At 63.1% G+C, this 26,949-nt stretch carries 21 protein-coding genes; 19 read left to right on the forward strand and 2 right to left on the reverse strand.

Annotated elements, in window-relative coordinates:
- Positions 1 to 10: 10 nt before the first annotated feature.
- The 14 genes from NKH67_RS06155 (at position 11) to NKH67_RS06220 (ending at position 18,988) form a co-directional block, all read left to right on the forward strand.
- A complete protein-coding gene (locus NKH67_RS06155; protein WP_352469565.1) occupies positions 11 to 1,105 on the forward strand; it encodes an ABC transporter ATP-binding protein in 1,095 nt (364 codons plus the stop codon).
- Positions 1,105 to 2,025, forward strand: coding sequence for an ABC transporter permease (locus tag NKH67_RS06160; RefSeq protein ID WP_352469566.1), 921 nt, complete (start codon positions 1,105 to 1,107; stop codon positions 2,023 to 2,025). The genes NKH67_RS06155 and NKH67_RS06160 overlap by 1 nt, the downstream gene beginning before the upstream one ends.
- Positions 2,018 to 2,818, forward strand: coding sequence for an ABC transporter permease (locus NKH67_RS06165; RefSeq protein WP_352469567.1), 801 nt, complete (start codon positions 2,018 to 2,020; stop codon positions 2,816 to 2,818). Before NKH67_RS06160 ends, NKH67_RS06165 begins: the two co-directional genes overlap by 8 nt.
- Positions 2,819 to 2,841: 23 nt before the next feature.
- Positions 2,842 to 3,876, forward strand: a complete 1,035-nt coding sequence (locus NKH67_RS06170; protein WP_352469568.1) for an ABC transporter substrate-binding protein — start codon at positions 2,842 to 2,844, stop codon at positions 3,874 to 3,876.
- A 109-nt stretch (positions 3,877 to 3,985) separates the two neighbouring features.
- Positions 3,986 to 5,167, forward strand: a complete 1,182-nt coding sequence (locus NKH67_RS06175; RefSeq protein ID WP_352469569.1) for a serine hydrolase domain-containing protein — start codon at positions 3,986 to 3,988, stop codon at positions 5,165 to 5,167.
- 119 nt (positions 5,168 to 5,286) lie between these two features.
- Positions 5,287 to 7,599 (forward strand): Tex family protein, encoded by a 2,313-nt coding sequence (locus NKH67_RS06180; protein WP_352501923.1) that lies wholly within the window; start codon positions 5,287 to 5,289, stop codon positions 7,597 to 7,599.
- A gap of 237 nt (positions 7,600 to 7,836) precedes the next feature.
- Positions 7,837 to 9,042 (forward strand): acyl-CoA dehydrogenase, encoded by a 1,206-nt coding sequence (locus NKH67_RS06185; protein ID WP_352469571.1) that lies wholly within the window; start codon positions 7,837 to 7,839, stop codon positions 9,040 to 9,042.
- Positions 9,043 to 9,492: 450 nt separating this feature from the next.
- Positions 9,493 to 12,855 (forward strand): transglutaminase family protein, encoded by a 3,363-nt coding sequence (locus tag NKH67_RS06190; RefSeq protein ID WP_353030401.1) that lies wholly within the window; start codon positions 9,493 to 9,495, stop codon positions 12,853 to 12,855.
- A 6-nt stretch (positions 12,856 to 12,861) separates the two neighbouring features.
- On the forward strand, positions 12,862 to 15,273 hold the full coding sequence (locus NKH67_RS06195) for a circularly permuted type 2 ATP-grasp protein (protein ID WP_352469572.1): 2,412 nt from the start codon (positions 12,862 to 12,864) through the stop codon (positions 15,271 to 15,273).
- 7 nt (positions 15,274 to 15,280) lie between these two features.
- Positions 15,281 to 16,165, forward strand: coding sequence for a transglutaminase family protein (locus tag NKH67_RS06200; protein WP_352469573.1), 885 nt, complete (start codon positions 15,281 to 15,283; stop codon positions 16,163 to 16,165).
- A 118-nt stretch (positions 16,166 to 16,283) separates the two neighbouring features.
- Positions 16,284 to 17,402: a DNA topoisomerase IB gene (locus NKH67_RS06205; protein WP_352469574.1), complete on the forward strand. Its 1,119-nt coding sequence runs from the start codon at positions 16,284 to 16,286 to the stop codon at positions 17,400 to 17,402.
- A 262-nt stretch (positions 17,403 to 17,664) separates the two neighbouring features.
- Positions 17,665 to 18,195 carry a dihydrofolate reductase family protein gene (locus NKH67_RS06210; RefSeq protein ID WP_352469814.1) on the forward strand — a complete coding sequence of 177 codons (531 nt, stop codon included), beginning with the start codon at positions 17,665 to 17,667 and terminating at the stop codon, positions 18,193 to 18,195.
- Between the two features lie 185 nt (positions 18,196 to 18,380).
- A complete protein-coding gene (locus NKH67_RS06215; RefSeq protein WP_352469575.1) occupies positions 18,381 to 18,710 on the forward strand; it encodes a type II toxin-antitoxin system RelE/ParE family toxin in 330 nt (109 codons plus the stop codon).
- The gene (locus NKH67_RS06220; protein ID WP_352469576.1) at positions 18,707 to 18,988 is read left to right on the forward strand and encodes a helix-turn-helix domain-containing protein; all 282 of its coding nucleotides are present in this window, start codon (positions 18,707 to 18,709) and stop codon (positions 18,986 to 18,988) included. The genes NKH67_RS06215 and NKH67_RS06220 overlap by 4 nt, the downstream gene beginning before the upstream one ends.
- Before the next feature lie 100 nt (positions 18,989 to 19,088).
- Here the strand turns inward: NKH67_RS06220 and NKH67_RS06225 are convergent, their stop codons facing one another.
- Positions 19,089 to 19,955, reverse strand: coding sequence for a serine hydrolase domain-containing protein (locus tag NKH67_RS06225; RefSeq protein WP_352469577.1), 867 nt, complete (start codon positions 19,953 to 19,955; stop codon positions 19,089 to 19,091).
- Positions 19,956 to 20,282: 327 nt separating this feature from the next.
- On the opposite strand from NKH67_RS06225, the gene NKH67_RS06230 reads away from it, so the two are divergent.
- From NKH67_RS06230 to amaB, 3 genes are all read left to right on the forward strand, one after another.
- Positions 20,283 to 20,657, forward strand: a complete 375-nt coding sequence (locus tag NKH67_RS06230; protein WP_254817007.1) for a YciI family protein — start codon at positions 20,283 to 20,285, stop codon at positions 20,655 to 20,657.
- On the forward strand, positions 20,654 to 21,928 hold the full coding sequence (locus tag NKH67_RS06235) for an RNA polymerase sigma factor (protein ID WP_352448164.1): 1,275 nt from the start codon (positions 20,654 to 20,656) through the stop codon (positions 21,926 to 21,928). The genes NKH67_RS06230 and NKH67_RS06235 overlap by 4 nt, the downstream gene beginning before the upstream one ends.
- 183 nt (positions 21,929 to 22,111) lie before the next feature.
- Entirely contained in the window at positions 22,112 to 23,626 is a 1,515-nt protein-coding gene (gene amaB / locus NKH67_RS06240) for an L-piperidine-6-carboxylate dehydrogenase (RefSeq protein WP_352501921.1), read from the forward strand.
- A gap of 59 nt (positions 23,627 to 23,685) precedes the next feature.
- Here the strand turns inward: amaB and NKH67_RS06245 are convergent, their stop codons facing one another.
- Positions 23,686 to 24,549: a hypothetical protein gene (locus NKH67_RS06245; protein ID WP_352469579.1), complete on the reverse strand. Its 864-nt coding sequence runs from the start codon at positions 24,547 to 24,549 to the stop codon at positions 23,686 to 23,688.
- Between the two features lie 719 nt (positions 24,550 to 25,268).
- On the opposite strand from NKH67_RS06245, the gene NKH67_RS06250 reads away from it, so the two are divergent.
- Entirely contained in the window at positions 25,269 to 26,081 is an 813-nt protein-coding gene (locus NKH67_RS06250; RefSeq protein WP_352469580.1) for a nucleotidyltransferase family protein, read from the forward strand.
- Entirely contained in the window at positions 26,074 to 26,826 is a 753-nt protein-coding gene (locus NKH67_RS06255; RefSeq protein ID WP_352469581.1) for a metallophosphoesterase family protein, read from the forward strand. The genes NKH67_RS06250 and NKH67_RS06255 overlap by 8 nt, the downstream gene beginning before the upstream one ends.
- The last annotated feature ends 123 nt before the right edge of the window (positions 26,827 to 26,949 follow it).

The following is a 26,949-nucleotide window of genomic DNA, read 5'->3' on the forward strand; positions in this document are numbered from 1 at the left end:
GGGGTAATGCGTGCCGGATCAACCGGGTAAGAGTGCAATCGAGGTCCGCAGCGTCCGCAAGGTGTTCGGTACCGGGGACGCACAAGTCGCCGCTCTCGACACGGTTTCGGTGTCGATCCGCGAGAACGAGTTCTTCACGCTGCTGGGGCCGTCGGGCTGCGGAAAGACGACGCTGCTCAGGCTGATCGCCGGCTTCGATTTTCCCAGCGAAGGCGAAATCCTGCTGCACGGCCACGACATCGCGCCGCTGCCGCCGTTCAAGCGGCCGGTCAACACCGTCTTCCAGTCCTATGCGCTGTTCCCGCACATGACAGTGGCCGAGAATATCGGCTTCGGCCTGGAGATGCTGGGCAAGCCGAAAGCCGAAATCAAGGCACGCGTCGCCGAGATGCTGAAGCTGGTCAAGATGGAGGCGCTGAGCGGCCGCCGCACCAGCCAGATCTCCGGCGGCCAGCAGCAGCGCGTCGCACTGGCCCGCGCGCTGGCGCCGCAGCCGAAAGTGCTGTTGCTCGACGAGCCGCTGTCGGCACTCGACTACAAGCTGCGCAAGGAAATGCAGATCGAACTGAAACGGCTGCAGCACCAGACCGGCATCACCTTCATCTTCGTCACCCATGACCAGGAAGAAGCGCTGACCATGTCCGACCGCATCGCCGTGATGTCGGCCGGCAAGATCCTGCAGGTCGGCACGCCCTGGGACATCTATGACAAGCCGGCCGAGCGCTTCGTCGCCGACTTCATCGGCGAAACCAATTTCCTGACCGCGGCCATCACCGGCATCGGCAACGGCAAGGCGCGCGCGACACTAAAATCCGGCGCGACGATCGACGCGACGGTGGCTGAGGGCTTCCAGCCGAAGGAGAATGCGACGCTGGTGGTCAGGCCGGAACACGCCAAGCTGACCGGCGGCAAGGGCGATCTTTCCGGAACCGTCGAAAACATCGTCTATTTCGGCACCGACACGCATATTCATGTCCAACTGGACAGCGGCGAAGCCTTCACCGTGCGCCAGCAGAACACGCGCAGCGCAGGCTGCGGTTTCGAGCGGGGCGACAAGGTCGGCGTCTCGATCGGCAACGACGCCGCGCAAGTGCTGAGGGATTGATGGCGAGCGCGGAAGAAGTCGCCAAGGCGGCCGAACGGCGCGACATCCGCGACCGCTGGCTGCTGTCGGCGCCGGCCCTGCTGATCATCTTCCTTGCAGCAACCGGTCCCTTGCTGATCGTGCTGGTTTATTCGTTTTTGACGCCCGGCCCTTATGGCGACGTGAAGTGGCAATTCTCGCCCGAGGCCTGGACATCGGTGTTCATGGAACGCGACATCTTCGACGACACGCTTTCCATTGCTGCCGCCCATGTCACTATCTTCTGGCGCTCGATCAAGCTTGCCATCGTAACCACGATCGCTACTTTGGCGCTTGGTTTTCCTACTGCCTATTTCATGGCGACGCGCAGCGAGAAGACGCGCGATCTCTGGCTGTTCCTGATCACCATACCGTTCTGGACCAACTTGCTGATCCGCACCTTCGCGGTGCTGCAGATCATCCGCAACGAAGGTCTGATCAACACGGTGCTGCTCAAGCTCGGCATCATCTCGGCGCCGATCCAGATATTGTTCACCGATACGGCGATCCTGATCGGCATGGCCTATGTCTATCTGCCGCTGATGGTGCTGCCGATCTACGCCAGCATGGAAAAACTCGATTTCCGGCTGGTCGAAGCCGGCTACGATCTTTATGCGACACGCTTCCAGGTGCTCAGGCGTATCATTTTCCCGCTGGTCAAGCCGGGCGTCATCGCCGGCTCCATCCTGGTGTTCATTCCGGCGCTCGGCGCCTATGTCACACCGGTCCTATTGGGCGGCGGTAAGACCATGATGCTTTCCAACCTGATCGAGCTGCAGTTCGGGCAAGGCCGCAACTGGCCGCTCGGCTCGGCGCTGTCGATCGCCGTCATGGTCATCGTCATGGTGGCGCTGCTCGCCTATGTGCGTAACACCGGCCGGTCGGAGATGCGTCATGGCTAGCAGCTTCGCAATCAAGCATCAGCCGGGATTCACCGCGATCGCCGCGACCTGCTTCGTCGTGCTCTATCTGCCCATCGTCGTGCTGGTCGTCTATGCCTTCAACGCCGCGACCTCGACGTCGGAATGGGGCGGCTTCTCGCTCAAATGGTTCCAGTCGGCGTGGCAGAACACGCAAGTCATCGACGCCACCGTGCGCTCCTTCCAGATCGGCGCCATCGCGGCGATCCTGGCCACGATCTTCGCCACCATGGCGGCGCTCGCCACCACGCGCACGCCGCCCTATCCCGGCCTGACCTTCAAATATGCCGCCATCAACCAACCTCTGATGGTGCCGGAGATCGTCACCGGCGTGGCGCTGCTGATCTTTTTCTCGCGCATCAAGATATTCACCGGCTATTCCGGACTCGGCTACCTGATCGCGGCGCATACGGCCTTTTGCATTCCGTTCGCCTACCTGCCGATCCGGGCGCGGCTGGAGAACATGGACCTGACGCTGGAACGGGCCGCCGCCGATCTCTATGCGACGCCGTGGAAGACGTTCCGCCGCATCACCCTGCCGCTGCTTTGGCCCGGCATCCTGGCCGGATTGATGCTGGCCTTCGTAATCTCGCTCGACGATGTCGTCATCACCGAGTTCGTGAAATCGGGCGGCCAGGACACGCTGCCGACCTACATGCTTGGCCAGATACGTCGAGGGATAACGCCGGAGATCAACGCGATATCGACCGTGTTCCTGCTCTTGTCGGTCGCCATCGTGACGTTGTTTTTCTTCATCAGCAGGAAACGGGACTGAAAATCGAAAATGGGAGCTAAAACATGAACTGGAAGACATCAGCGACCGCCGTCGGGTTGGCGCTGCTCGCCTCGACAAGCGGCGCTTTCGCGGACGGCGTTTTGAACATCTACAATTGGGGTAATTACACCAGCCCCGACGTGATCAAGAAGTTCGAGCAGAAATACAACATCAAGGTGACCATCACCGATTACGATTCGAACGATACGGCGCTGGCCAAGGTTCGCCAGGGCGGCACCGGCTTCGACATCGCGGTGCCTTCGCAAACCTTCGTGCCGATCTGGATCAAGGAAGGCCTCGTTCAGGAGACCGATCCCGGCAAGATGGAGAACTTCAAGAACGTGGCGCCGGAATGGGCCAATCCCGATTTCGATCCCGGCCGCAAATATTCCGTGCCATGGGCCTGGGGCACGGTGGGTATCGTGGTGAACACCGATGTCTACAAGGGGCCGTCGGACAGTTGGGGCATCATCTTCAACACACCCGACGAACTGAAGGGCAAGGTCAACGTCGTGCCGGAAATGAACGACGTCATGTTCGCGGCGACCAAATATGTCGGCGCCGCGCAATGCACCAGCGACAAGGAAACGCTGAAGAAGGTGCGTGACACGCTGGTTGCTGCCAAGCCGAACTGGATCGCAATGGAATACAATACCATCGAGAAAATGGGCGCCGGCGATTTCAAGGCGACCAGTGACTGGAACGGCTCAGCCCTGCGCCAGCGGCTGGCGAACCCCAAGATCCACTATTTCTATCCCAAGGAAGGTTTTGGCCTCTGGAGCGACAACGTCATGGTCCTGAAGGAAGCCAAGAATGTCGAGAACGCCAAGCTGTTCCAGAACTTCATCATGGATCCGGAAAACGCCGCCGGCCTATCCGCCTTCCACCGCTACGCCAACGGCATTGCCGGTTCCGACAAGTACATGCCGGCCGATATGAAGGATGCGCCGGAAGTCATCATCCCGGAAGACGTCAAGGCGCATGGCGAGCTGCAAAAATTGTGTTCCCCGGAGGTGCAGGACATCTACAGCAAGATCTGGACCGAACTGCAGAAGTAACCCGGCCCAACCCGGCGGCAATGCCGCCGGGTTTTTCCGGCGATCGGCCGTGCACGCCATCGCCGCGGCGCTCGCCTAAAACATAAAAAGAATTTGGAAGGAAGCGCCAATGGCCGGCAAGACCGCGTTCGAGACCCGATACGGCTTTGCCCGAAACCAAGTGCTGCTCGGCAATTGGCGGGAAAGCCCGTTCAACCGGTGGTCGTTCCAGAATGTCGGCGAGCTGGTGCCGAGCGCTGCCGTGGCGGCACAGCCGGGCAGCAGCGAGGCGCCGGCGCAGGATTTCGGCGGGCTACTTGGCGAAAAGGTCGCTCTTGCAGGCGGCGCGGAGACGGTCGCGGCGTTTCTCGCGCGCTCCGATACCGACGCGCTGACGATCATGAAACGCGGCAAATTCGTCGGCGACTGGTTCGCGCCGCATATGGAGTTTGGGGCGCGCCACATCGTCTTTTCGATCAGCAAGTCGCTGACCGCCATTGTTGCCGGCATATTGGAAGGCGAGGGGATTTTCGATCCGCAGGCACCGGTAAGCCGCTATCTGCCCGAAGCCGCCGGCTCGGCCTATGGCGATGCGCGTGTGCGGCACGTGCTCGACATGAGTGTCAGCCTCGATTTCGAAGAGGCCTATCTCGATCCGGAAAGCGCCTTCGCCCGCTACCGCCGCGCCATGCTGTGGAATCCAGGCGGGGGCATCGAGAGCCTGGCCACTTTCCTCATGACGCTGCAGGGTCTGGCCGAGCCGCATGGCCGGACGTTCCGCTACCGTTCGCCCAATTCCGACCTGCTCGGCATCCTGCTCGAACGTGCGTCTGGCCGGCGTTTCGACGATCTGATGCGCGAAAAATTATGGGAGCCGCTCGGCGCCGTCGGCGACGCCTCGGTGACAGTCGACATGGAAGGCACGGCGCGCACCGCTGGCGGCATTTCGGTGACGCCGCGCGACCTTGCACGCGTCGGCGAGATGATGCGGCAAGGCGGCGTGGCCAATGGCCGCCGCGTCGTGCCGGAAGCCTGGATGCGCGACACGACCGAAACTGGCGGCGACGCCGAGGCCTGGCGGCGCGGCACGATGGCGTTCCTGTTTCCGCGTGGCCGCTATCGCAACAAATGGTACCAGACGGGCGCGGCAAGCGGCGCCTTCTGCGGCATCGGCATCCACGGCCAGTGGCTTTACGTCAATCCGAAGGCCGAAATGGTAATCGCAAAGATGTCGTCGCAGCCGGTACCGGTCGACGATCCGCTCGATCTGGATATGATTTCCTTCTTCGAGGCGCTGAGCCGGATGGTCTGATCCATCCAGGCAGCCCGACCTTTCCTGTGGACCTCTCGCCGGGTTGAAAATGGCGCAGTTGGCGCGGCAGTGCTCTGCGCCTATGGTCGCCGCTCGTTTCGACTAGCGACAGGTACGACATGGCAGCCGATATCAAGCGCATCGCAACCATCATAGCCGCCGAGATCGCCGCGCGGCCCGAACAGGCTGCGGCGGCGATCGGCTTGCTCGACGACGGCGCGACCGTGCCGTTCGTGGCGCGCTACCGCAAGGAGGTCACCGGCGGCCTCGACGACACGCAGCTGCGCGACCTCGCCGAGCGGCTCGCCTATCTGCGCGAACTCGACGCGCGCCGCGACACCATCCTTGGTTCGATCCGCGAGCAGGGCAAGCTGACCGAGGAGCTCGAGGCAAAGATCGCTGCGGCCGGCACCAAGGCCGAACTCGAAGACATCTACCTGCCTTACAAGCCGAAGCGCCGGACCAAGGCCGAGATCGCACGCGAGCGCGGGCTCGGGCCTCTGGCGGAAGCTATTCTCGCCGACCGTACGGCTGTACCCGCCGAGCTGGCGCTGGCCTACATCAGCGAAGACGTGGCCGACGCCAAGGCAGCGCTCGAGGGAGCGCGCGACATCCTGTCCGAACAGTTCGCCGAGAATGCCGATCTGGTCGGCAGATTGCGAACCTACATGAAGGAACGCGCCTTTCTGCGCTCGCGCGTCGTCGACGGCAAGCAGGAGGCCGGCGCGAAATTTTCCGACTATTTCGACCATGTCGAGCGCTGGGCCAACGTGCCGAGCCATCGCGCGCTGGCCATGTTGCGCGGCCGCAACGAGGAGGTTCTGTCGCTCGACATCGAAGTCGATGCCGATGACGCCTCTCCGGTGAAACCGGTTGAGCGGATGATCGCCGACGCCTACGCCATCGGCCGCCAGTTGCCGGGAGACCGCTGGCTGATGGACGTCGCCGGCTGGACCTGGCGCATAAAGCTGTCGCTGCACCTGACGCTCGATCTGATGCGCGATCTGCGCGAGCGGGCCGAAGAAGGAGCCATCCATGTCTTCGCCCGCAATCTCAAGGATTTGCTGCTTGCCGCCCCTGCCGGCTCACGGCCGACGATGGGGCTCGATCCGGGCATTCGCACCGGCGTCAAGGTGGCGGTGGTGGACGGCACCGGCAAGCTGCTGGCGACGACAACGGTCTATCCGTTCCCGCCGAAGAACGACGTGCGCGGCACGCAGGCCGAACTGGCCAAGCTCATCCGGCTGCACAAGGTCGAGCTGATCTCGATCGGCAACGGCACCGGCAGCCGCGAGACTGAAAGGCTGGTGGCCGACATGCTGGCTGATATGCCCGCCGGGTCCGGGCCGAAGCCGCTCAAGGTGATCGTCAGCGAAGCCGGTGCCTCGGTCTATTCCGCCTCGGCAGCGGCGGCAGCTGAATTTCCAGGCCTCGACGTGTCGCTGCGCGGGGCGGTGTCCATCGCGCGGCGCCTGCAGGATCCGCTCGCCGAACTGGTCAAGATCGAGCCCAAGTCGATCGGCGTCGGCCAGTACCAGCACGACGTCGATCAGTACCGCCTCGGCCGCTCGCTGGAAGCGGTGGTCGAGGATGCGGTCAACGCCGTCGGCGTCGATCTCAACACGGCGTCCGCACCGCTTCTGGCGCGGGTTTCGGGTCTCGGCGCATCGCTGGCCGAGGCGATCGTTGCGCATCGCGATGCCTCCGGCCCGTTCGCCAGCCGCCGCGAACTGTTGAAGGTGTCCCGCCTTGGACCCCGCGCGTTCGAGCAATGCGCCGGCTTCCTGCGCATTCCAAACGGCAGCGAACCCCTCGATGCCTCGGCCGTGCATCCGGAAGCCTATGGCGTTGCCAAGAAGATCGTCGCGGCCTGCGGGCGCGACGTCCGCTCGCTGATGGGCGACAGCGCCGCACTCAAGGCGCTCGATCCGCGCGTCTTCGTCGATGAGCGCTTCGGCGTGCCGACGGTGCGCGACATCCTGGCGGAGCTGGAAAAGCCCGGCCGCGATCCGCGCCCCGGCTTCAAGACCGCGACCTTTGCCGACGGCATCGACGACATCAAGGATCTGAAGCCCGGCATGCAGCTTGAAGGCACCGTCACCAATGTCGCGGCCTTCGGCGCCTTCGTCGATATCGGCGTGCACCAGGACGGATTGGTGCACGTCTCGCAACTGGCCGATCGGTTCATCAAGGACGCGCATGAGGTGGTCAAGGCCGGCGACGTGGTCAAGGTGCGTGTCGTCGACGTCGATATCAAGCGCAAGCGCATCGGCCTGTCGATGCGCAAGGATGGTGACGGTGGCGCACCGAAGCCGCGCGACAATGGCGGCAGGCCGGTTCCGCGCGCGCCGGCGCCCCAACGCCAGCCGGAGCCGCCGGCGCAGCAGGGCGCGTTCGGCGCCGCGTTGGCCGATGCGTTGAAGCGGAAATAATTTTCGCGAGCCGGCTGTGGCAGGTCAGACGGCGGCGCTCGACATTGATGATCCATCACCAATGCTCATGGATCGGCGAAGCTATTTCGTTTGATTTTTTCAGGACGGGAGCCGATAAGCCGCGCGTTTCAAGATTTCTGTTTCGATGCATGTCGTTATCCCAAGCTGCGGAACACCCTCGGGTCAGGCCCGCGGCAAGCTTTGGGCGACATGCATGAGTTTGGGAGACCGAGAGCCATGGCCGCCGACAAGAACGCATTCGTCTGGGATGATCCTTTCCTGATCGAGGACCAGCTTTCGGAGGACGAGCGCATGGTGCGCGATGGCGCCGCGGCGTTTGCCGCCGACAAGCTCGCTCCGAAGATCGAGGAAGCCTATCTCGAGGAGAAGACCGACGCCGGGATCTTTCGCGAGATGGGCGAGGCCGGACTGCTCGGCATCACCATCCCCGAGGAATATGGCGGGCTCGGCGCCAACTACGTCACCTACGGGCTGGTCGCGCGGGAAGTGGAACGGATCGACTCGGGCTATCGCTCGATGATGAGCGTGCAGTCGTCGCTGGTGATGTATCCGATCCATGCCTATGGCTCGGAAGAGCAGCGCAGGAAATACCTGCCGAAGCTGGCGTCGGGCGAATGGATCGGCTGCTTCGGCCTGACCGAGCCGGATGCCGGCTCCGATCCGGGCGGCATGAAGACGCGGGCCGAGAAGACCGCGAGCGGCTACAGGATCTCCGGCTCGAAAATGTGGATTTCCAACGCGCCGATCGCAGACGTGTTCGTCGTCTGGGCAAAGTTGTCCGACGAAAGTGGGCGCGCGCATGGCAACGAGATTCGCGGCTTTGTCCTGGAAAAGGGCATGAACGGGCTGTCGGCGCCGAAGATCGGCGGCAAGCTGTCGCTGCGAGCCTCGATCACCGGCGAAGTGGTGATGGAAGGCGTCGAGGTCGGCGAGGACGCGCTGCTGCCCAATGTCTCGGGTCTCAAAGGGCCGTTTGGCTGCCTCAACCGGGCACGCTACGGAATTTCCTGGGGCGCCATGGGCGCGGCTGAGGATTGCTGGCACCGCGCCCGCCAGTATGGCCTCGACCGCAAGCAGTTCGGCAAGCCGCTGGCCGGTACGCAGCTTTTCCAGAAGAAGCTCGCCGACATGCAGACCGAGATCGCGCTCGGCCTGCAGGGCAGCCTGCGCGTCGGGCGGCTGATGGACGAAGGCAAGATGGCGCCGGAGATGATCTCGCTCGTCAAGCGCAACAATTGCGGCAAGGCGCTCGACATCGCCCGCCAGGCCCGCGACATGCATGGCGGCAATGGCATCCAGATCGGCTACCACGTCATGCGCCACGCCCAGAACCTGGAAACCGTCAACACCTATGAGGGCACGCATGACGTGCATGCGCTGATCCTCGGACGGGCGCAGACCGGGTTGCAGGCGTTCTTTTAGCATTGGCAGGTGTCCTCCGCTGCCAGGGCGCCACTGCCTGGCATCTCCCCTCGCAAGGGCGGGAGATCGGCAATTTTCGCCAATGGCGCCACATTTTGTTCTTGCTTTGTGCCGGCAGCTATGCTACTAATTTGGATGTGGTACTAATTCGCACCGACGACCCGCTCACCGAGGCGGGTTTTTCTTTTCAGCTCTTTTCGACCAAGCATCGCGCGTGCTGCTGACATCAATGTCGGCGGGAAGCGCCCGGTGTTGACCCGCCGGCCTTCGGCTCTGCACCGTTGCAACGTCTTGCCGCCACGCCCCGGAATTCCAGGGTCGGCGCTCCGTTTCGTGAAGCTGTGAAAGCTGCTTAATTTAGGTGCAGCGCAACATCTCTGCTTGGAGAATGGTCAGCATTCGTGTCAGGGTTCAGCGAACTCCTTTTGAAACGCCGACTTCAGGGGCACCATGGCAATTCTGGCAGCCGTCTATCACCTGACCCATTACAAATACGACCGGCCGGTCGTATTAGGCCCGCAAGTCATAAGGTTGCAGCCTGCGCCGCATTCCCGCACCAAGGTGCTCAGCCATTCGCTGAAGGTCGGGCCGGCAAATCACTTCGTCAATCTGCAGCAGGACCCCTACGGCAATTTCCTGGCCCGCTTCGTCTTTCCCGAGCCGGTGACGGAGTTGAAGATCGAGGTCGATCTCGTTGCCGACATGACGGTCTACAATCCGTTCGATTTCTTCGTCGAACCGTCGGCCGAGACGTTTCCATTCGAATACCCCGAAGAGATCCGGGACGATCTGACCATCTACCGAACGCCGGAACCGGCGGGGCCGCTGTTGGAGGCATTCCTGAAAACCATCGCGCGCCACCCGACCAACACCGTCAATTTTGTCGTCGACCTCAATGCGCGGCTGCAGCGCGAGATCGCCTATATCGTGCGCATGGAAACCGGCGTCTTCTCGCCCGAGGAAACGCTGGCCGCCGGCAAGGGGTCGTGCCGCGATTCGAGCTGGCTCCTGGTGCAGATACTGAGGAACCTCGGCATCGCCGCGCGTTTCGTCTCCGGCTACCTGATCCAGCTCAAACCCGACCTCGTTGCGCTCGACGGGCCGCCCGGCACTGCGACCGATTTCACCGACCTCCATGCCTGGTGCGAGGTGTATCTGCCGGGCGCCGGCTGGATCGGCTTCGACCCGACCTCCGGCCTGCTCACCGGCGAAAGCCATGTGCCGCTCGCGGCAACGCCCCATTTCCGCAATGCCGCGCCGATCTCCGGCATGGCGAGCTTCGCCAATGTCGAATTCGGCTTCGACATGCGGGTAGACCGCATCGCCGAGCGTCCGCGCATTACCAAGCCGTTCTCCGACGAGAGCTGGCAGGCGCTGGACGCGCTGGGGGTCCAGGTCGATGCTGCGCTCCAGGCCGGCGATGTGCGGCTGACCATGGGCGGCGAGCCGACCTTCGTCTCGATCGACGATTTCGAGGCTGCAGAGTGGAACACCGCCGCCGTCGGGCCGACCAAGCGGGAAAAGGCCGATGCCCTGATCCGCCGGCTACGCGAACGCTTCGCGCCGGGCGGCTTCCTGCATTACGGGCAAGGCAAGTGGTACCCCGGCGAAAGCCTGCCACGCTGGACCTTCTCGCTCTACTGGCGCACCGACGGCGAGCCGGTGTGGAGCGACCCGTCGCTGATCGCGCATGAAAAGAGCGAGGCGGATGTCGGACCGAAGCAGGCCGAAGGCCTGCTGACGGCGATCGCCGACGAACTCGGCATCGACAAGACGATGGTCAGCGAAGCCTATGAGGATCCCGCCGAATGGCTGCTCAAGGAAGGCAAGCTGCCGGACAACGTCGATCCTTCCAATTCGAAGCTGGAGGACCCCGAGGAGCGCAGCCGCATGGCGCGGGTGTTCGAACGCGGGCTGACCAAGCCGTCGGGCTATGTGCTGCCTGTCCAGCGCTGGAACAGCCAGGCGTCCGGACCGCGCTGGCGCTCGGAGAAGTGGAAGACGCGGCGCGGCAGGCTGTTCCTGGTGCCCGGCGATTCGCCGGTCGGCTACCGCCTGCCGCTCGGCACGCTGCCCTATGTGCCGCCGGCGCAGTTCCCCTACATAGTCCCGGTCGATCCATCGCTGCCGCGCGGACCATTGCCGGCGCGCGAGGCGATCTTGCCCGGTTCTGCTTCTCCGGCCGAACTGGAGGGCGCCGACGAGATGGCACGACGCCAGCAGGCGGTATCCTTTACGGCCGTTACCGGCCAGCAGGACCGCGTCGAACAGGAGATCACCGAGATCGGCGGCGCCGTGCGCACGGCGCTTTCGGTCGAGCCGCGCGACGGACGGCTTTGTGTGTTCATGCCGCCGGTCGAGGCGCTGGAGGATTATCTCGAACTGGTGGCGGCGGCTGAGAACGCGGCAAGGGCGATCGGCCTGCCGGTGCATATAGAAGGCTACGGCCCGCCGCACGATCCGCGCCTCAATGTCATCCGTGTCGCACCCGATCCCGGCGTCATCGAGGTCAATATCCACCCCGCTGCGAATTGGCAGGATTGCGTGGCGACGACCACGGCGATCTACGAAGAGGCGCGGCAGACGCGGCTTGGCGCCGACAAGTTCATGATCGACGGCCGCCACACCGGCACCGGCGGCGGCAACCACGTCGTCGTCGGCGGCGCAACGCCCAATGACAGTCCGTTCCTGCGCCGCCCCGACCTGTTGAAGAGCCTGGTGCTGCAATGGCAGCGGCATCCGTCGCTGTCCTATCTGTTCTCCGGCCTGTTCATCGGCCCGACCAGCCAGGCGCCGCGCTTCGACGAGGCGCGCCACGATTCGCTTTACGAACTCGAAATCGCGATGGCGCAGGTGCCGCATCCGGACAAGGGCGCGGCACCCCTGCCGTGGCTGGTCGACCGGCTGTTCCGCAATCTTCTGACAGACGTGACCGGCAATACCCATCGCTCGGAAATCTGCATCGACAAGCTGTTTTCGCCGGACGGGCCGACCGGCCGGCTCGGGCTGGTCGAATTCCGCGGCTTCGAGATGCCGCCCAACGCGCGCATGAGCCTGGCGCAGCAATTGCTGGTGCGCGCCATCATCGCCCGGGCCTGGAAGAACCCGCTCGACGGCCGCTTCGTGCGCTGGGGCACTTCGCTGCACGACCGTTTCATGCTGCCGCATTATGTATGGGCGGATTTTCTCGATGTGCTGGACGACCTCAAGCTGAACGGCTTTGCGTTCCGTCCGGAATGGTTCGATGCCCAGCTCGAATTCCGCTTCCCGTTCTGCGGCGACGTCCAGCATGCCGGCGTCAAGCTGGAGCTCAGGCAGGCGCTCGAGCCGTGGCACGTGATGGGCGAGCAAGGCGCGATCGGCGGCACCGTACGGTTTGTCGATTCCTCCGTCGAAAGGCTGCAGGTGAAGACCGAGGGGCTCAACCCGGAGCGTCACGCCGTCGTCTGCAACGGCCGCGTCGTGCCGATGAAGGTGACCGACAACCGCGAGATCGCGGTGGCCGGCGTGCGCTTCAAGGCCTGGCAGCCGGCGTCCGGCCTGCATCCGGCGCTGCCGGTCAACACCCCGCTGGTCTTCGACATCTATGACCGCTGGTCGGGCCGCGCAGTCGGCGGCTGCGTCTACCATGTCGCACATCCCGGCGGGCGCAGCTATGACACCTTCCCGGTCAATGGCAACGAAGCGGAGGCGCGGCGGCTCGCTCGCTTCGAGCCGCGTGGCCATACGCCGTCCAGCTATGTGCTGCGCAACGAAGAAGCCTCTGAAGATTTCCCGATGACCCTTGACCTTCGGCGGCCGCAAAGACTCTGATCAGCCATGGCGAAGGGGAATCACAAAAGGCTGCGCAGCAAGCCGCAGACCCACAGTCTGCTGGAGCACTACCAGCCGATCGACGGCGTCGTCGACGAGATGGTCGATGCGTCGGGCAATCCGCGGCCGGCCTGGCGGCACTTCATCGAGTCGCTGGAGGACCTGGGGCCGGAAAAGCTTGCCCAGCGCTTCGCCCGCGCCGACCAGTACCTGCGCGACGCCGGCGTCTACTACCGCGTCTATGACAAGGCCGGCGCCAACGAGCGGGAATGGCCGCTGGCGCATGTGCCGCTGCTGATCGAGGAGCAGGAATGGGCTGACATCAGCGCCGGCCTGGTCCAGCGCGCCGATCTGTTCGAGGAGACCATCGCCGACATTTACGGGCCGAACCGGCTGGTCGAGAAAGGCATTCTGCCGGCCGGATTGATCGCGGCCAGCCCGGAATATTTGCGGCCGGTCGTCGGCACCAGGCCGGCCAGCGGCCATTTCCTGCATTTCTGCGCCTTCGAGCTCGGTCGTGGCCCGGACGGCCGCTGGTGGGTGCTTGGCGACCGCACACAGGCGCCGTCGGGCGCCGGCTTTGCGCTGGAAAACCGCGTCGCCACCACGAGGGCGCTGTCCGACATCTACGGCGAGATGCATGTGCACCGCCTGGCCGGCTTCTTCCGTCGCTTCCGCGACGCGCTGATCGGCATGGCCAAGCAAGCCGGCGGCCGTGTCGCCATCCTGACGCCGGGACCGCTAAACGAAACCTATTACGAACATGCCTATATCGCCCGCTATCTCGGCATCATGCTGCTCGAGGGCGAGGACCTGACCGTCTCGGGCGGCAGGCTGATGGTGCGCACGGTTTCGGGGCTGATGCCGGTGAGCGTCTTGTGGCGGCGGCTCGACGCCGCCTTCGCCGATCCGCTCGAATTGCGGCCGGACTCGCAGATCGGCACGCCGGGGCTGGTCGAAGCGGTTCGGCAAGGGGCGGTTTCGGCCGTCAATGCACTGGGCTCCGGCCTGATGGAGACACGCGCGCTGCTCGCCTTCCTGCCCAAGATTTCGCGCGCCCTGCGCAACGAGGAACTGCTGCTGCCTACCGTCGCGACGTGGTGGTGCGGGCAGGAGACGGAGCGCGAACATGTGCTCGCCAATATCGATAGCATGGTGATCGGCCCGGCGCTGTCGACGCGGCTTGCCTTCGAGGACGACGGCTCGACCAAGCTCGGGTCGGCGCTGTCGGTCGAGGAACGGGCCGAACTGGTCGCCAGGATCGAACGGGACGGCGGCGACTTCGTCGGCCAGGAAGCGGTGACGCTGTCGACCACGCCTGTCTATGTCGGCGGTTGGCTGGAGCCGCGGCCGGCAAGCCTGCGCGTCTATCTGGCGCGGACGCCGGAAGGCTGGACGGTGATGCCGGGCGGGTTTGCCCGTGTCGGCTTTTCGCTCGACCCGACGGCCATCGCCATGCAGCGCGGCGGCCAGGCGGCGGATGTCTGGGTGGTCAGCGACAGGCCGGTCGAGCGCGAGACACTGCTGCCGCAGGAGCACGACAGCTTCACCCGAACCCTGCCGGGCAGCCTGCCCAGCCGCGCGGCTGAGAACCTGACATGGCTCGGCCGCTATATCGAGCGATCGGAAGACACGGTGCGCATCCTGCGCGCCTACCATGTGCGGCTGGCCGAGACATCCGATCCCGAGATGCCGCTGCTCGCCGATATCAGCGACTATCTCGCGCCGTTCGGCATCGACGTCGAGACGGCAATCCCATTGGGGCTCATCGGCACGCTGGACAGCGCCGTTTACAGCGCCGGGCAGATCCGCGACCGCTTCTCGCCCGATGGCTGGCTGGCATTGAAGGATCTATCGAAGACCATCCATCAATTTGCCGCGACAGTGGCGCCGGGCGACGACGCGACAAGGGCAATGACGGTCATCCTGCGCAAGCTGGCCGGGTTTTCCGGCCTGCTGCACGAGAACATGTACCGCTTTGCCGGCTGGCGTTTCCTGGAAATCGGCCGCAGGCTCGAACGCGGCATCCAGATCGCCCGCACGCTCGCCCGGCTGACCGGAGCCCAGGCGCCGGAAGGCGCGCTCGACATGATGCTGGAGATCGGCGACAGCGTCATGACCCACCGTCGGCAGTATCCGGTGCAGGCGGGGCGGCGCACGGTGGTCGACCTTTTGGCGCTCGATCCGCTCAACCCGCGCTCAATCCTTTTCCAGCTCGAACGGCTGAAGGCCGAAATCGCGCTGCTGCCCGCTGTCGGCGCTGAAGGCCATATGTCGCCGGCGGCCAAGGAAATCCTGCAGCTCAACACGTCGATCGCCATCAAGGAGCCCTCGGACATGACGGCCAAGGCCCTCGGCGATCTCGCCAATGAAATCGGCGGGCTCTACAACAGCCTCGCCAAAGGCTATTTCGGGTAGAGACAGCATGCTCTACGACATCAGGCTTCACCTGCGTTACGACTATGATGCGGCGGCCGGCGGTGGCCGCCATCAGGTGCGCGTGCTGCCGCCGACCATCCCTGGCGTGCAGCGCGTCATTGCCGCTTCACTGTCTTTTGTGCCGGCGCCCAGCGAACGTTCCGACTTTTCCGACTTTTTCGGCAACAGTGTCACCTCGATCGCCTTTCGTGACGCGCATGATGCGCTCGACATCAGGATGAGCGCGCGTGTTTCAGTGTCGCGGCCCGAACCCGGGCTCGACGTATCGCCGGACATACGCCGGCTGAGGGAAGAACTCGGCGCAGTGCACTCGCTGGCGCCGGCTTCGCCGCATCACTTTCTGGCCGCCAGCGATCATGCCGGCATCGACGCGGCAATCACTGCCTATGCGAAAGGCAGTGCCGGCAGTTCGACAGTCGGCACGGCCATGGCTCTGTGCAACCGCATTCACCGCGATTTCACCTATGACGGCGAGGCGACCACCGTGCAGACGCGGGCCAGCGACGCCTTTGGCCTGAAGCGCGGCGTCTGCCAGGATTTTTCCCACATCATGATCGCCGGCCTGCGCGGCCTCGGTATTCCCGCGGGCTATGTCAGCGGGTTCCTGCGCACCATCCCGCCGCGCGGGAAGCCGCGGCTCGAAGGTGCCGACGCCATGCACGCCTGGGTCAAGGTGTGGTGCGGGCGCGATGCCGGCTGGCAGGAATTCGATCCGACCAATGGCATGCGGGCAAGCAACGACCATATCACGGTCGGCTACGGCCGCGATTACTCCGATGTGGCGCCGATCGTCGGCGTGCTGAAAACCACCGGCGGGCAGGTCGGGGAGCAAGCGGTCGACGTCATTCCGGTCGTGCTCGAAGAGGCGTGACGACGCACGTCTTCGTTGCACGGCGACGTCGATAGGCTGTTCTGGAACCAAGAGATCAAGAGGCGTTGGAACCCGCAGCCGGCAAGCGGCTTATCTACGGAAATTCCGTGGAGAGGACATGCTGGACAAATCCGGGTCGTCGTCTGGCCAATCGGCTGTGAGGAAAGCTGCACCAAAAAACGGGGTGCCGCAGAACGGAGCGCTGGAGAACGGCGCGCAAGCCTCGGCCGTTCGGGCCTCGCTCAACTATGTCACCGACACTGAACCCGGTATTCGCCGGCTGCGTTCGGGCAAGGGGTTCTCGTACAAAGGACCCGACGGGCGGACTGTCGACGGGGAGGCGCTGGCACGCATCAAGGCGCTCGCCATTCCACCGGCCTGGACCGATGTGTGGATCTCGCCGGATGCCGACGGTCACATCCAGGCGACCGGTCGGGACCAGCGCGGCCGCAAACAATACCGCTATCACCCGCACTGGGCGGAGGAGCGTGACGGCGTCAAATATTCGAGCCTGATTGCCTTCGCCGAAAGCCTGCCCGAACTGCGGCGGCAGATCGACGTCGATTTGCGCCGTCACGGCCTGCCGCTGGAACGCGTCGTGGCGGCTATCGTCTGGCTGCTCGACAACACGATGATCCGTGTCGGCAATGCCGCCTATGCCCGCGACAACAAGAGTTTTGGGCTGACCACGCTGCGCGACCGCCATGTCGACATCAAGGGCTCGAGCCTGCGTTTTGCCTTCATCGGTAAATCCGGCAAGGAATGGAGATTGAAGCTTGTCGATCGCCGGATTGCCAAGGTCGTGCGTGGAGCGCAGGACCTGCCGGGCCAAAAACTGTTCCAGTATCTCGACGAGGACGGAAACAGGCATCCGGTGCGCTCAGACGACGTCAACCGCTATATCAGGGAGAACGCCGGAGCGGAGTTCAGCTCCAAGCACTTCAGAACCTGGGGTGGCACCATCCATGCGGCGTCGCTGTTTGCGCAAACCGAACGTCCGGAAAGCCAGGCGCAGCAAAAGCGGGTGATGAACAATATCATCGACAAGGTTGCCGAGCGGCTCGGCAATACGCGCGCGGTTTGTCGCCAATGCTACATCCATCCGGAAGTGTTCCGCGCCTGGCCCGAAGGACGGCTGCTGGACGAAATGGCGGATGCCAACCAAGGCAAGCGCTCGATCGCCGGGCTCGACGACGAGGAGGCCTTGGTCTTGAGATGGCTGAAGGCGAGGGAATGACGCCGGGACCCAGCTCTTAACCGAAATGTGAAAACCAAGCAGATAGGGGTGCCGAATCCGTTTGCAGCATTGGTGTGCTGGGCGATCTTCTTGCCGAAAATATCCTCGTGCGGCATTCTGCGCACCCGATTGTAGCAAAATGTCCCATTTTGCGGCGTCGCAAAATTCAATCGCAAAACTGTCGCTTTAATGGGATTTTCGCGACAAAGGAATGACGCAGCAGGGTGGCCATCATACCCTGACCGGCACGGAAACTTACGGCATGGCGAAGCTCGTTTTTGGAATGAATCTCTCCCTCGACGGTTATGTCGACCATCAGGAATTTGGACCTGATCCTGCTCTCTTTCGTCATTGGATCGACCACGTCCGCGACCTGACAGGCAGCATTTACGGTCGACGCATGTATGAAGTCATGCGCTATTGGGACGACAACCATCCTGAGTGGACCCCGGAGCAACGCGACTTCGCGATGGCGTGGCGAAGCCTGCCGAAATGGGTCGTGTCCCGCTCGTTGAAGTCGATCGGCCCTAACGCAACGCTTGTCATGGATGACGTCGAGGTGGTGATACGCGGGCTGAAGACCCGGCTTGCAGGAGAGATCTCCGCCTCCGGACCGGAGTTGGCGCAAAGCCTGACTGACCTCGGTCTGATCGACGAATACCGTCTCTACTTTCACCCTGTGGTGCTTGGTCACGGCAAGCCCTTCTTCACCGGTCGTCGGCCGCCGCTCCGCCTTGTGGCCAGCGATCGGATCGGCGGGGAGGTCATCAGGTTGACTTACGTTCCTGCCTGACCACGGATTGCGCCGACCGTCATGGCCGCTTCGAGGTCGAAAACCGCTGCCTTCGTGTCGCGAAAATCCTGACTTTTGCACTATTTGCATCCAGATCTGGGTGCGGCAAGGTGACAAGTAGTCCTTGATGCAGCCCGAAGAAAAGAGGCTTGCGGCGACTATACAAATTTTTGTATAGTCGCCGCATGAAAATGCTCAAGTTCCGGGGCAGCGCCCTCAATGATCTGCGCGCTTTCCCGAACTCGGCACGGCGCGAAGCGGGCTACCAGCTCGACAAGGTACAGAATGAGCAACCTCCAACCGACTGGAAGCCAATGGCGACAATCGGGAAGGGTGTGCAGGAGATCAGGATTCGGGACGAAGCCGGCGCCTTCCGGCTGATCTACGTCGCCAAAGTCGCCGATGCGGTCTACGTGCTGCATTGCTTTCAGAAGAAAACGCAGAAGACCAGCAAAATGGATCTGGACCTGGCTGCGAAACGCTACGGCGATCTGATGAAGGAGTTAGGCCAATGAGCAACGAGACTTTTGCAAGCGTGTGGGACGCCATCGAAGACACCCCCGCCGAAGCAGAGAACATGAAGCTCCGCTCCACACTGATGATGGCGCTGGAACAGCATATCCGGGCAAAGGGCTGGACGCAGGTCGAAGCCGCGCGCCGTCTCGGCGTGACGCAGCCCCGCGTGTCCGATCTCCTGCGCGGTAAGATCAACCTGTTCGCCCTCGACACCCTCGTCAACATGGTGGTCGCGGCCGGACTGCATGTTGAAATGCGCGTTCTGGAATATGCCTAATCGGCATTTGCCGGTTATTTTGTCGCTTCAATCGGGAATTTCGCGATACGGCAAGATCGCGGAAGGTTGGAAAACGGCCGATCGGCTTCGGGTGGGGGTGTCAAAAGCCCCCGTTTTCCAAGGCACGGAAAACTTCCGCCTCGGGAATGGTGCTTGAAGCGGCGGTTGCCCAAACGACGCATGTTCTCCCCTGCTGCCCATAGACGGCAATTCGACTTCCGGGACCGCTTCCGCTGTGACCGATGGGATGGGCGAGCGAGTTCGTTGCCCGCAGCATCAGCCCCAATCCGTATGCTGGATCGGGATGGAGTTCAGAGCGGAATTGCGGGAGCGGCCTGTGTTCGAGCATTCTGGACAGCGCGTTCCCGTCGACCAAATTGTCGGCGAGTAGATGGCGAAGAAGTCGGGCCGCATCCATCGCCGTGCCGACCACCAATCCGTGATAGACCCAGGCCGGATGATAGCCGATCGCATCGCCCATCTGCACGTCTGCTAAATCAGCCGGAGTGAGGGCGAGCCGGGCCGTGGCGAGTTCGGCAGGGATGAATACGAGGTTGGAAAGAGCCTCGGAAAGAGGGACATTCGTTGCCTCCTCGATCAATCGGGCGACCTCCTGGTAGCCGATGTTCGAATAAGCCCACCCTTGACCGGGTTCGTATCGCAGCCGATCCGCTTCGACTGCATTCAACAGGTCATCAACAGACCACGGCGGACGACCCGCTTCAACATCGGCGTGGTAGGCCGGAAGGGAACCGTAGTCTGGTAACCCCGCCTCGTGCTGTAGGAGTTGGGCAGGTGTGAAAGATTTCCCCTCGACAGCTTCGTCGAGGTTGATCTTGCCGCGTTCCGACAGGCGCAACAGAGCAACGGAGAGCGCCGTCTTCGTAAAGCTCCACCATGGAATCGAATCCGTAACGCCCGTTGCGTCTGTTTCGCCATCGTCACGAATGAACACTTTTGCTTCCATGCCGCATCATAGGCAGCCTGGGATGACGACGCGAGAACCGTCCGCTCTTTGGAGAGAATCCGACGTTCATCAACTTCTCGACTGCATCGATTCCGGTGTCGCGAAACTCCTAAGTTTTGCGACAAAATCGATCGCGTTGAATTTTCAGGGAAGTTCCTGCCGCAAAGTCAGTCGCAAAAATTCGAAGTTATGCGACCGACTTTTGCAGCAGAAAGCATTCCACATTTCAGTTAGGGGCTGGGACGCCGGACGGAGCGTATTTTTTTGTCGACGCCATGTCGGCATCGGTCCTAGTGTTTCGTCCTTTGAAAGAGAAAAGGACGACCCATGCTCTACGCGATCCTCTGCTATGCCTCCGAAGACGTCGTCTGCTCCTGGAGCAAGGAGCAGGACGACGCCGTCATGGAAAAACTTCTGGGTGTGCAGGAAAAATATGCCCAGGCGGGCCGGCTTGGCCCGGTGGCGCGGCTCTTGCCGACGACCGCGGCGACGACGCTGAGGAAGGTCAAGGGCGAATCGATCGTCATCGACGGCCCGTTTGCCGAAACCAAGGAACAGTTCCTCGGCTTTTACACGCTCGAATGCGCCGACCTCGATGAGGCCGTCGACTTCGCGCGCGAGCTTTCCGAGGTCAACCCGAGCGGCGGCTCCTACGAAATCCGGCCGGTCTCGCTCTTCAATCCCGCCAAGGTTTCCGCATGACCGAACTCGCCTGGATCAGCACGGCAATCAGCACCGCTCGCCCGCAGGCGATGGGGGCATTGCTGCGCTACTTCCGCGACCTCGACGCGGCGGAGGAAGCATTCCAGGACGCCTGCCTGAGGGCACTGAACAACTGGCCGAAAAACGGTCCGCCGCGCGATCCGGCAGCCTGGCTGATCTTCGTCGGCCGCAACAGCGGCATCGATGCGGTGCGCAAGCGCGCCAAGCAGGCGCCGCTGCCGGAGGAGGACCAGATCTCCGATCTGGAGGATGCCGAGAGCGACGTCGCCGAGCGGCTGGACGGGGCGCATTACCGCGACGATATTTTGCGGCTGCTGTTTATCTGCTGCCATCCCGACCTGCCGGCCACACAGCAGATCGCGGTGGCGTTACGCATCGTCTCCGGCCTGACGGTCAAGCAGATCGCCCGCGCCTTCCTGGTCGGTGAAAGCGCCATGGAGCAGCGTATCACGCGCGCCAAGGCGCGTATCGCCGACGCCGGGGTGCCGTTCGAGACGCCGGGAGCGGTCGAGCGCTCCGAACGGCTCGCCGCCGTCGCCGCCATGGTCTACTTGATCTTCAACGAAGGCTATTCCAGCAACAGCGGCGAGGCTTCGGCGCGTGCGCCGCTTTGCGAAGAGGCGATCCGGCTGGCCCGGCTGCTGCTCAGGCTGTTCCAGACCGAGCCGGAGATCATGGGGCTGACGGCGCTGTTGCTGCTGCAGCATGCACGCTCGCCGGCTCGCTTCGACGAGAACGGCGAGATCGTGCTGCTCGAAGACCAGGACCGCAGCCTGTGGAGCCGCAAGATGATTGATGAAGGCCTGGCGCTGGTCGATAAGGCGTTGCGCCATCGCAAGCCCGGTCCCTACCAGGTGCAAGCGGCGATAGCCGCACTGCATGCGCGGGCGGAAAAGCCCGAGGATACGGACTGGAACGAGATCGACCTGCTCTACGGCCTGCTCGAGCAGATGCAGCCGTCGCCGGTGGTGACGCTCAACCGCGCCGTCGCGGTCTCCAAGGTGCGTGGACCGGAAGCCGCACTCGCCATGATCGAGCCGCTGGAGGGAAGGCTTTCCGGCTATTTCCATTTCTTCGGCCTCAAGGGCGGACTGCTGATGCAGCTTGGCCGCGGCGAGGAGGCGCGCGTCGCTTTCGACCGCGCCATCGCGCTTGCCAATACGGCCGCCGAGGCAGCGCATATCCGCATGCATATCGACCGGCTGATGAAAGAAAGCGCCGTGCGGGAAACCGCCAAGACGGCACACTGATTCGCTCTATCTGGCTGGTTCAACAGTCGGACGCCGGCTTGGACCATGCCGGGGTGGCGATTTCTCCCTGAAACGCGTAATGCCACGCCATGACAGCGCCTGGTGTGCCGACCGGCAGGGAGTGGGTATGGCGCAAGGCTTGGACCGACGCCATATGAGCGACGGAATCTGAAAGGGATGAAAATGACGATTGCGAAGGAAACGGCCGGGCTTCTGGCGAAACTGGGCGTTGCCGAGCGCGCGCTTACGGGCGGCGATCTTATCGTGCGCAGCCCGGTGACCGGCGAGCAGATCGCCGCGCTGAAGACCATCTCGCCGGCCGATGCGGCAACGACCATCGACAATGCCCACAGAGCTTTCCTGGCGTGGCGGCAGGTGCCAGCTCCCAAGCGTGGCGAACTGGTGCGGCTGCTCGGCGAGGAATTGCGCACACACAAGGCCGAGCTTGGCCGGTTGGTATCGATCGAAGTCGGCAAGATCCCATCCGAAGGTCTTGGCGAAGTGCAGGAGATGATCGACATCTGCGATTTCGCCGTCGGTCTTTCCCGGCAATTGTACGGCCTGACCATCGCCACCGAGCGTCCCGGCCATCGCATGATGGAGACCTGGCATCCGCTCGGCGTCGTAGGCGTCATCTCGGCCTTCAACTTTCCGGTCGCGGTGTGGTCGTGGAACGCAGCACTTGCGCTGGTCTGCGGCGACGCGGTGGTGTGGAAGCCGTCGGAGAAGACACCGCTGACGGCGCTCGCCTGTGAGGCGATTTTTGCACGCGCGGTAAAGCGTTTCGGTGCTGACGCGCCGCAGGGACTGGCGCCCGTGCTGATCGGCGATCGCGCCGTCGGCGAGATCCTGGTCGATCATCCCAGGGTGCCGCTGGTCTCGGCCACCGGCTCGACGCGCATGGGCAGGGATGTCGGCCCACGGCTGGCGAAGCGCTTTGCCCGTGCCGTGCTGGAGCTCGGCGGCAACAATGCCGGCATCGTCTGCCCGACGGCCGATCTGGACATGGCGCTCCGCGCTATCGCCTTCGGCGCCATGGGCACGGCCGGCCAGCGCTGCACGACGCTCAGGCGCCTGTTCGTGCATGAGAGCGTCTATGACCAGCTCGTTCCGCGCCTGAAGAAGGCTTATGAGAGCGTCTCGGTCGGCAATCCGCTGGAGACAAGCGCTCTGGTTGGCCCGCTGATCGACAAGGCTGCCTACGAGAATATGCAGAAGGCGCTGGAGGAGGCGGCTTCGCATGGCGGTAAGATAACCGGCGGAATGCGGGTCGAGAACGGTCACCCCGACGCCTACTATGTGCGTCCGGCGCTGGTCGAAATGCCGCGGCAGGTTTCGCCCGTGACGGAGGAAACCTTCGCGCCCATCCTCTATGTGATGAAATATTCGGACTTCGACACCGTGCTAGAAGAACACAATGCGGTGGGAGCGGGGCTGTCATCCTCGATCTTTACCCGCGACCTGCAGGAATCCGAGCGCTTTCTTAGCGTCGACGGATCGGACTGCGGTATCGCCAACGTCAATATAGGCACGTCAGGGGCCGAGATCGGCGGTGCCTTCGGTGGCGAGAAGGAAACCGGCGGCGGCCGCGAGAGCGGCTCCGATGCCTGGAAGGCCTATATGCGGCGCGCCACCAATACGGTGAATTATTCCAAGGCGCTGCCGCTTGCGCAGGGCGTGTCGTTCGACATCGATTGAAATGCCGGACCTCCGTCGCGGCGGCGCCAAGGCTGCCACGACGGCGGTCGGCTCGCGGTTCAGCTGGCTTGCGAAGTTACAACACAGTTATCGAAGGCTGCATCGATGATGGCGAGCTTGACCGCCTGGGCGGTCATGTATTCCTGATAGAACTCGCTCGACACCCACATGACCGAGTGACCGCGCTGGCCCAACCAGCCGACGCTGCCGAGTTCTTCGGCATCGCCCAATTTGCGTGACAGGTGGGTCCGGGAAAGCTTGAGCCAGTTCGCGAAATCTCCGATTGAGACGACACCGGTCGGGATTCGGTCCAGGTCGGCATGATCGGGGTCGACGCCGGACATCAGCCAATCCATGACGATGCCGCCATGGTCGAGCCAGGTGAACAAGGAAAAGGTCTGTCTCGGCTCGCGCACGGCATGCGACGAAAGCAGGCCGTCGGCCACCAGCGGCTGCAGTTTGGCGAGCATGTCCGGTTGTGCGACGAATGCAGCCAGTCGAAATCCGCTGTCCAGGCTGTCCAGCGTTCTGAGATGAGCCATGACCCAGCCGGCAACCGTCTCCAGAGTGCCCGCGGTCGGCTCAAAGGGGCGGATGCGCCCATATTTGATCGGCAGATGCCGGATGAAGCCGTAATGCAGCATCTCCTTCAGGAAGGCGTCGGCGGTGTTGCGGCTGGCCACCGAATGCCGGCAGATGTCGTCCATGAACCGTGCGGACGTAAGTCCCTTGCGATGATCGTCCGGCTCTCGATTGAAATACATGGCAAGGCCGATATGGGCCATCAGCCAACGTTGTTGGGTGGCGAATATGGAGGCCAGCCGCGGGTTCGCTTCATAGGTCTGGAGAAGCGTCCGCGACTGAGCCTGGACATGGCGACGCAGCGCCGGATGGCGGGCAATGTCTTCAGAAACCAGCGCCATCCCCGCCGAGCCCAACCAGATTTGCAACTGGAAATACGATCACAATTTCAGCCTTCGCGGGTCGTGTCCAGAGCCGGCGCATCAGGATACGAGCCGAATCCCGCCGGCTGGTGGCTGAATTCCGCCACTTGATCGCCGAGGCTGATCTCGCGAAGCGCTGATCTCGCTGCAGAAGGCCAGCCTGCTCGAACCCGCCAATGATGGCCCCGCCCCGTCCAGCCCGTGCTCCCGCCGATGGCGACGCGGAACCAACACAAGCTTTGCTCGTTGAAGAACGCTGATTTGGACTGAGACTGTGAGGAACTACAAAATGGAGAATGGCCTTTTCGCCACGCCGCCTGCAGCGTTCCGGAAAACAGAGCCGGTTTGGCTACGGGCGCTGAAAGGGCTGTTGCGCCGGGTGCGCAGCGCCTCCGACAGCTCCGGAACCATGTTGAAGCCAATCCTTTCCGGACCTGAGGATGATAGCGGGCCTACTCCGCCTCGACGGGCTTGAGGCTGATTGCACTGCGATCCTGACGCCAAAAATAACCGGTCGCATATCTTTTCATCACTGCCGCGGCGGCGACAGCCATGACCGCTTCGAAGGCCTGCGACGGCGATGTGTTCGCCTGATGCAGCGGCGGGAGCGGCAGTACGGCGTAACGGCGGGAACCATCGGGCGTGCTTGGCTATTAGATACAGGCGGCTGCTGGTCTGCCGGGCCAGGAGCCATTGCTATGATCATTAATCCCCCACCGGAAAGCGCCATCCCGGCATCCGTTCCGTCGGTCGATCCAAAAGCCGCCCCGACGCCTCGCAATGCCGAAGCGGAGGTCTTTTATATCGAGGCGATCCGCGAGCTTGTTACGACCGGCATCCCCTTTCTCGTCGCCGGCACCTATGCCGTAAGCGCCTATACCGGGATCACCCGCCTGACCAAGGATCTCGATATTTTCTGCAAGGCCGGCGACTGCCCGCGCATCCTCGCCCATTTCAAGCGGATCGGTTACGCCGTCGTGGTCGAGGACGACCGGTGGCTCGGCAAAGTGTTCAAGGGCATGCATTTTTTCGACGTCATTTTCGCCTCGATGAACGGCACAATGCCCGTCGACGACCTGTGGCTGGAGCACGCCCGCCAGGGCGAATTGCTGGGCAGCCAAGTGCGGATCATCGGCCCAACCGAGCTTATCTGGTCCAAAAGCTTCATCCAGGACCGCCGCCGCCACGATGGCGCCGACGTCGCGCACACCATCCTCAAGGCCCACGACCAGATCGATTGGCAAAGGCTGCTTTCCTACATGGAAGTCCATTGGGAAGTCTTGCTGATGCATCTCTTGAACTTCCGATGGATCTATCCGACGGAGCGAGACCGTGTGCCGGCGTGGCTGCTCGACGAATTGCTCGACCGGCTGGCCAAACAGCGCGAACTGCCGCCTTCCCGGATGCGGATCTGCCGCGGGCGCATGCTTTCACGAACCGACTATGAGATCGACGTCAAGGAATGGGGCTTTGCCGACGTCGGCGGTGAAGGAGAATATAGCGATGGCTGACGAACTCAAACCTGCTTCGGCAAAGGCGGAAAACGGCGGCACACTCAAGATCGCCGCCATCGGCGATCTGCATGTCGGCAAGGAGGACCAGGCGTCGTACCGCGATCTTTTCGGCGAGATGTCGCGCGAAGCCCAGGTTCTCGTGCTGACCGGCGACCTTACCAATCTCGGCAAGCCTCGGGAGGCCGAAATCCTTGCCGAGGAACTGCGTGCCTGCACGATCCCCGTCGTCGCCGTACTTGGCAACCACGACTATGAGTCAGGCGCCGTCGAGCAGGTCACCGACATTCTGCGCCAGGCGGGCGTTCATCTGCTCGATGGCGAGGCGACGGAGATTCACGAGGTCGGGTTCGTCGGGGTCAAGGGTTTCGTTGGCGGTTTTGGATCGCGCATGCTCGGCTCCTTCGGCGAACCGGCCATCAAGTCGATGGTGGCTGAAAGCGTGAACGAAGCGATGCGGCTTGAAAACGCGATGCGGCAGGTCCGCGCCAAACGCACGCTTGTCGTTCTGCACTACGCGCCTGTCGTCGAGACGGTCGAAGGCGAGCCGCTGGAGATCTTCCCGTTTCTCGGTTCGTCACGCCTGGCCGAAACAATAGACCGGTTCCAGGTCAGTGCGGTGGTGCATGGTCATGCGCATCGCGGCGCCTACGAGGGCCGTACGCCGGGCGGGGCGTCGGTCTATAACGTTGCCATGCATGTCGCCAAACCGACTGGCCGCCCCTACGCCATGCTCGAAATCTGACAGGCAGCGCCACTGGCGGAAGCAATCGCCCGTGCACGCTGCAGAACGATCATGGCAATTGCCGGGTAACAGCCATCCGCTTCGGTGGAATGTCGTTTTCATCCGGGTTGGGAACGGGATCCT

The sequence above is a fragment of the Mesorhizobium sp. M0968 genome (assembly GCF_040319065.1).
GTDB lineage: Bacteria > Pseudomonadota > Alphaproteobacteria > Rhizobiales > Rhizobiaceae > Mesorhizobium.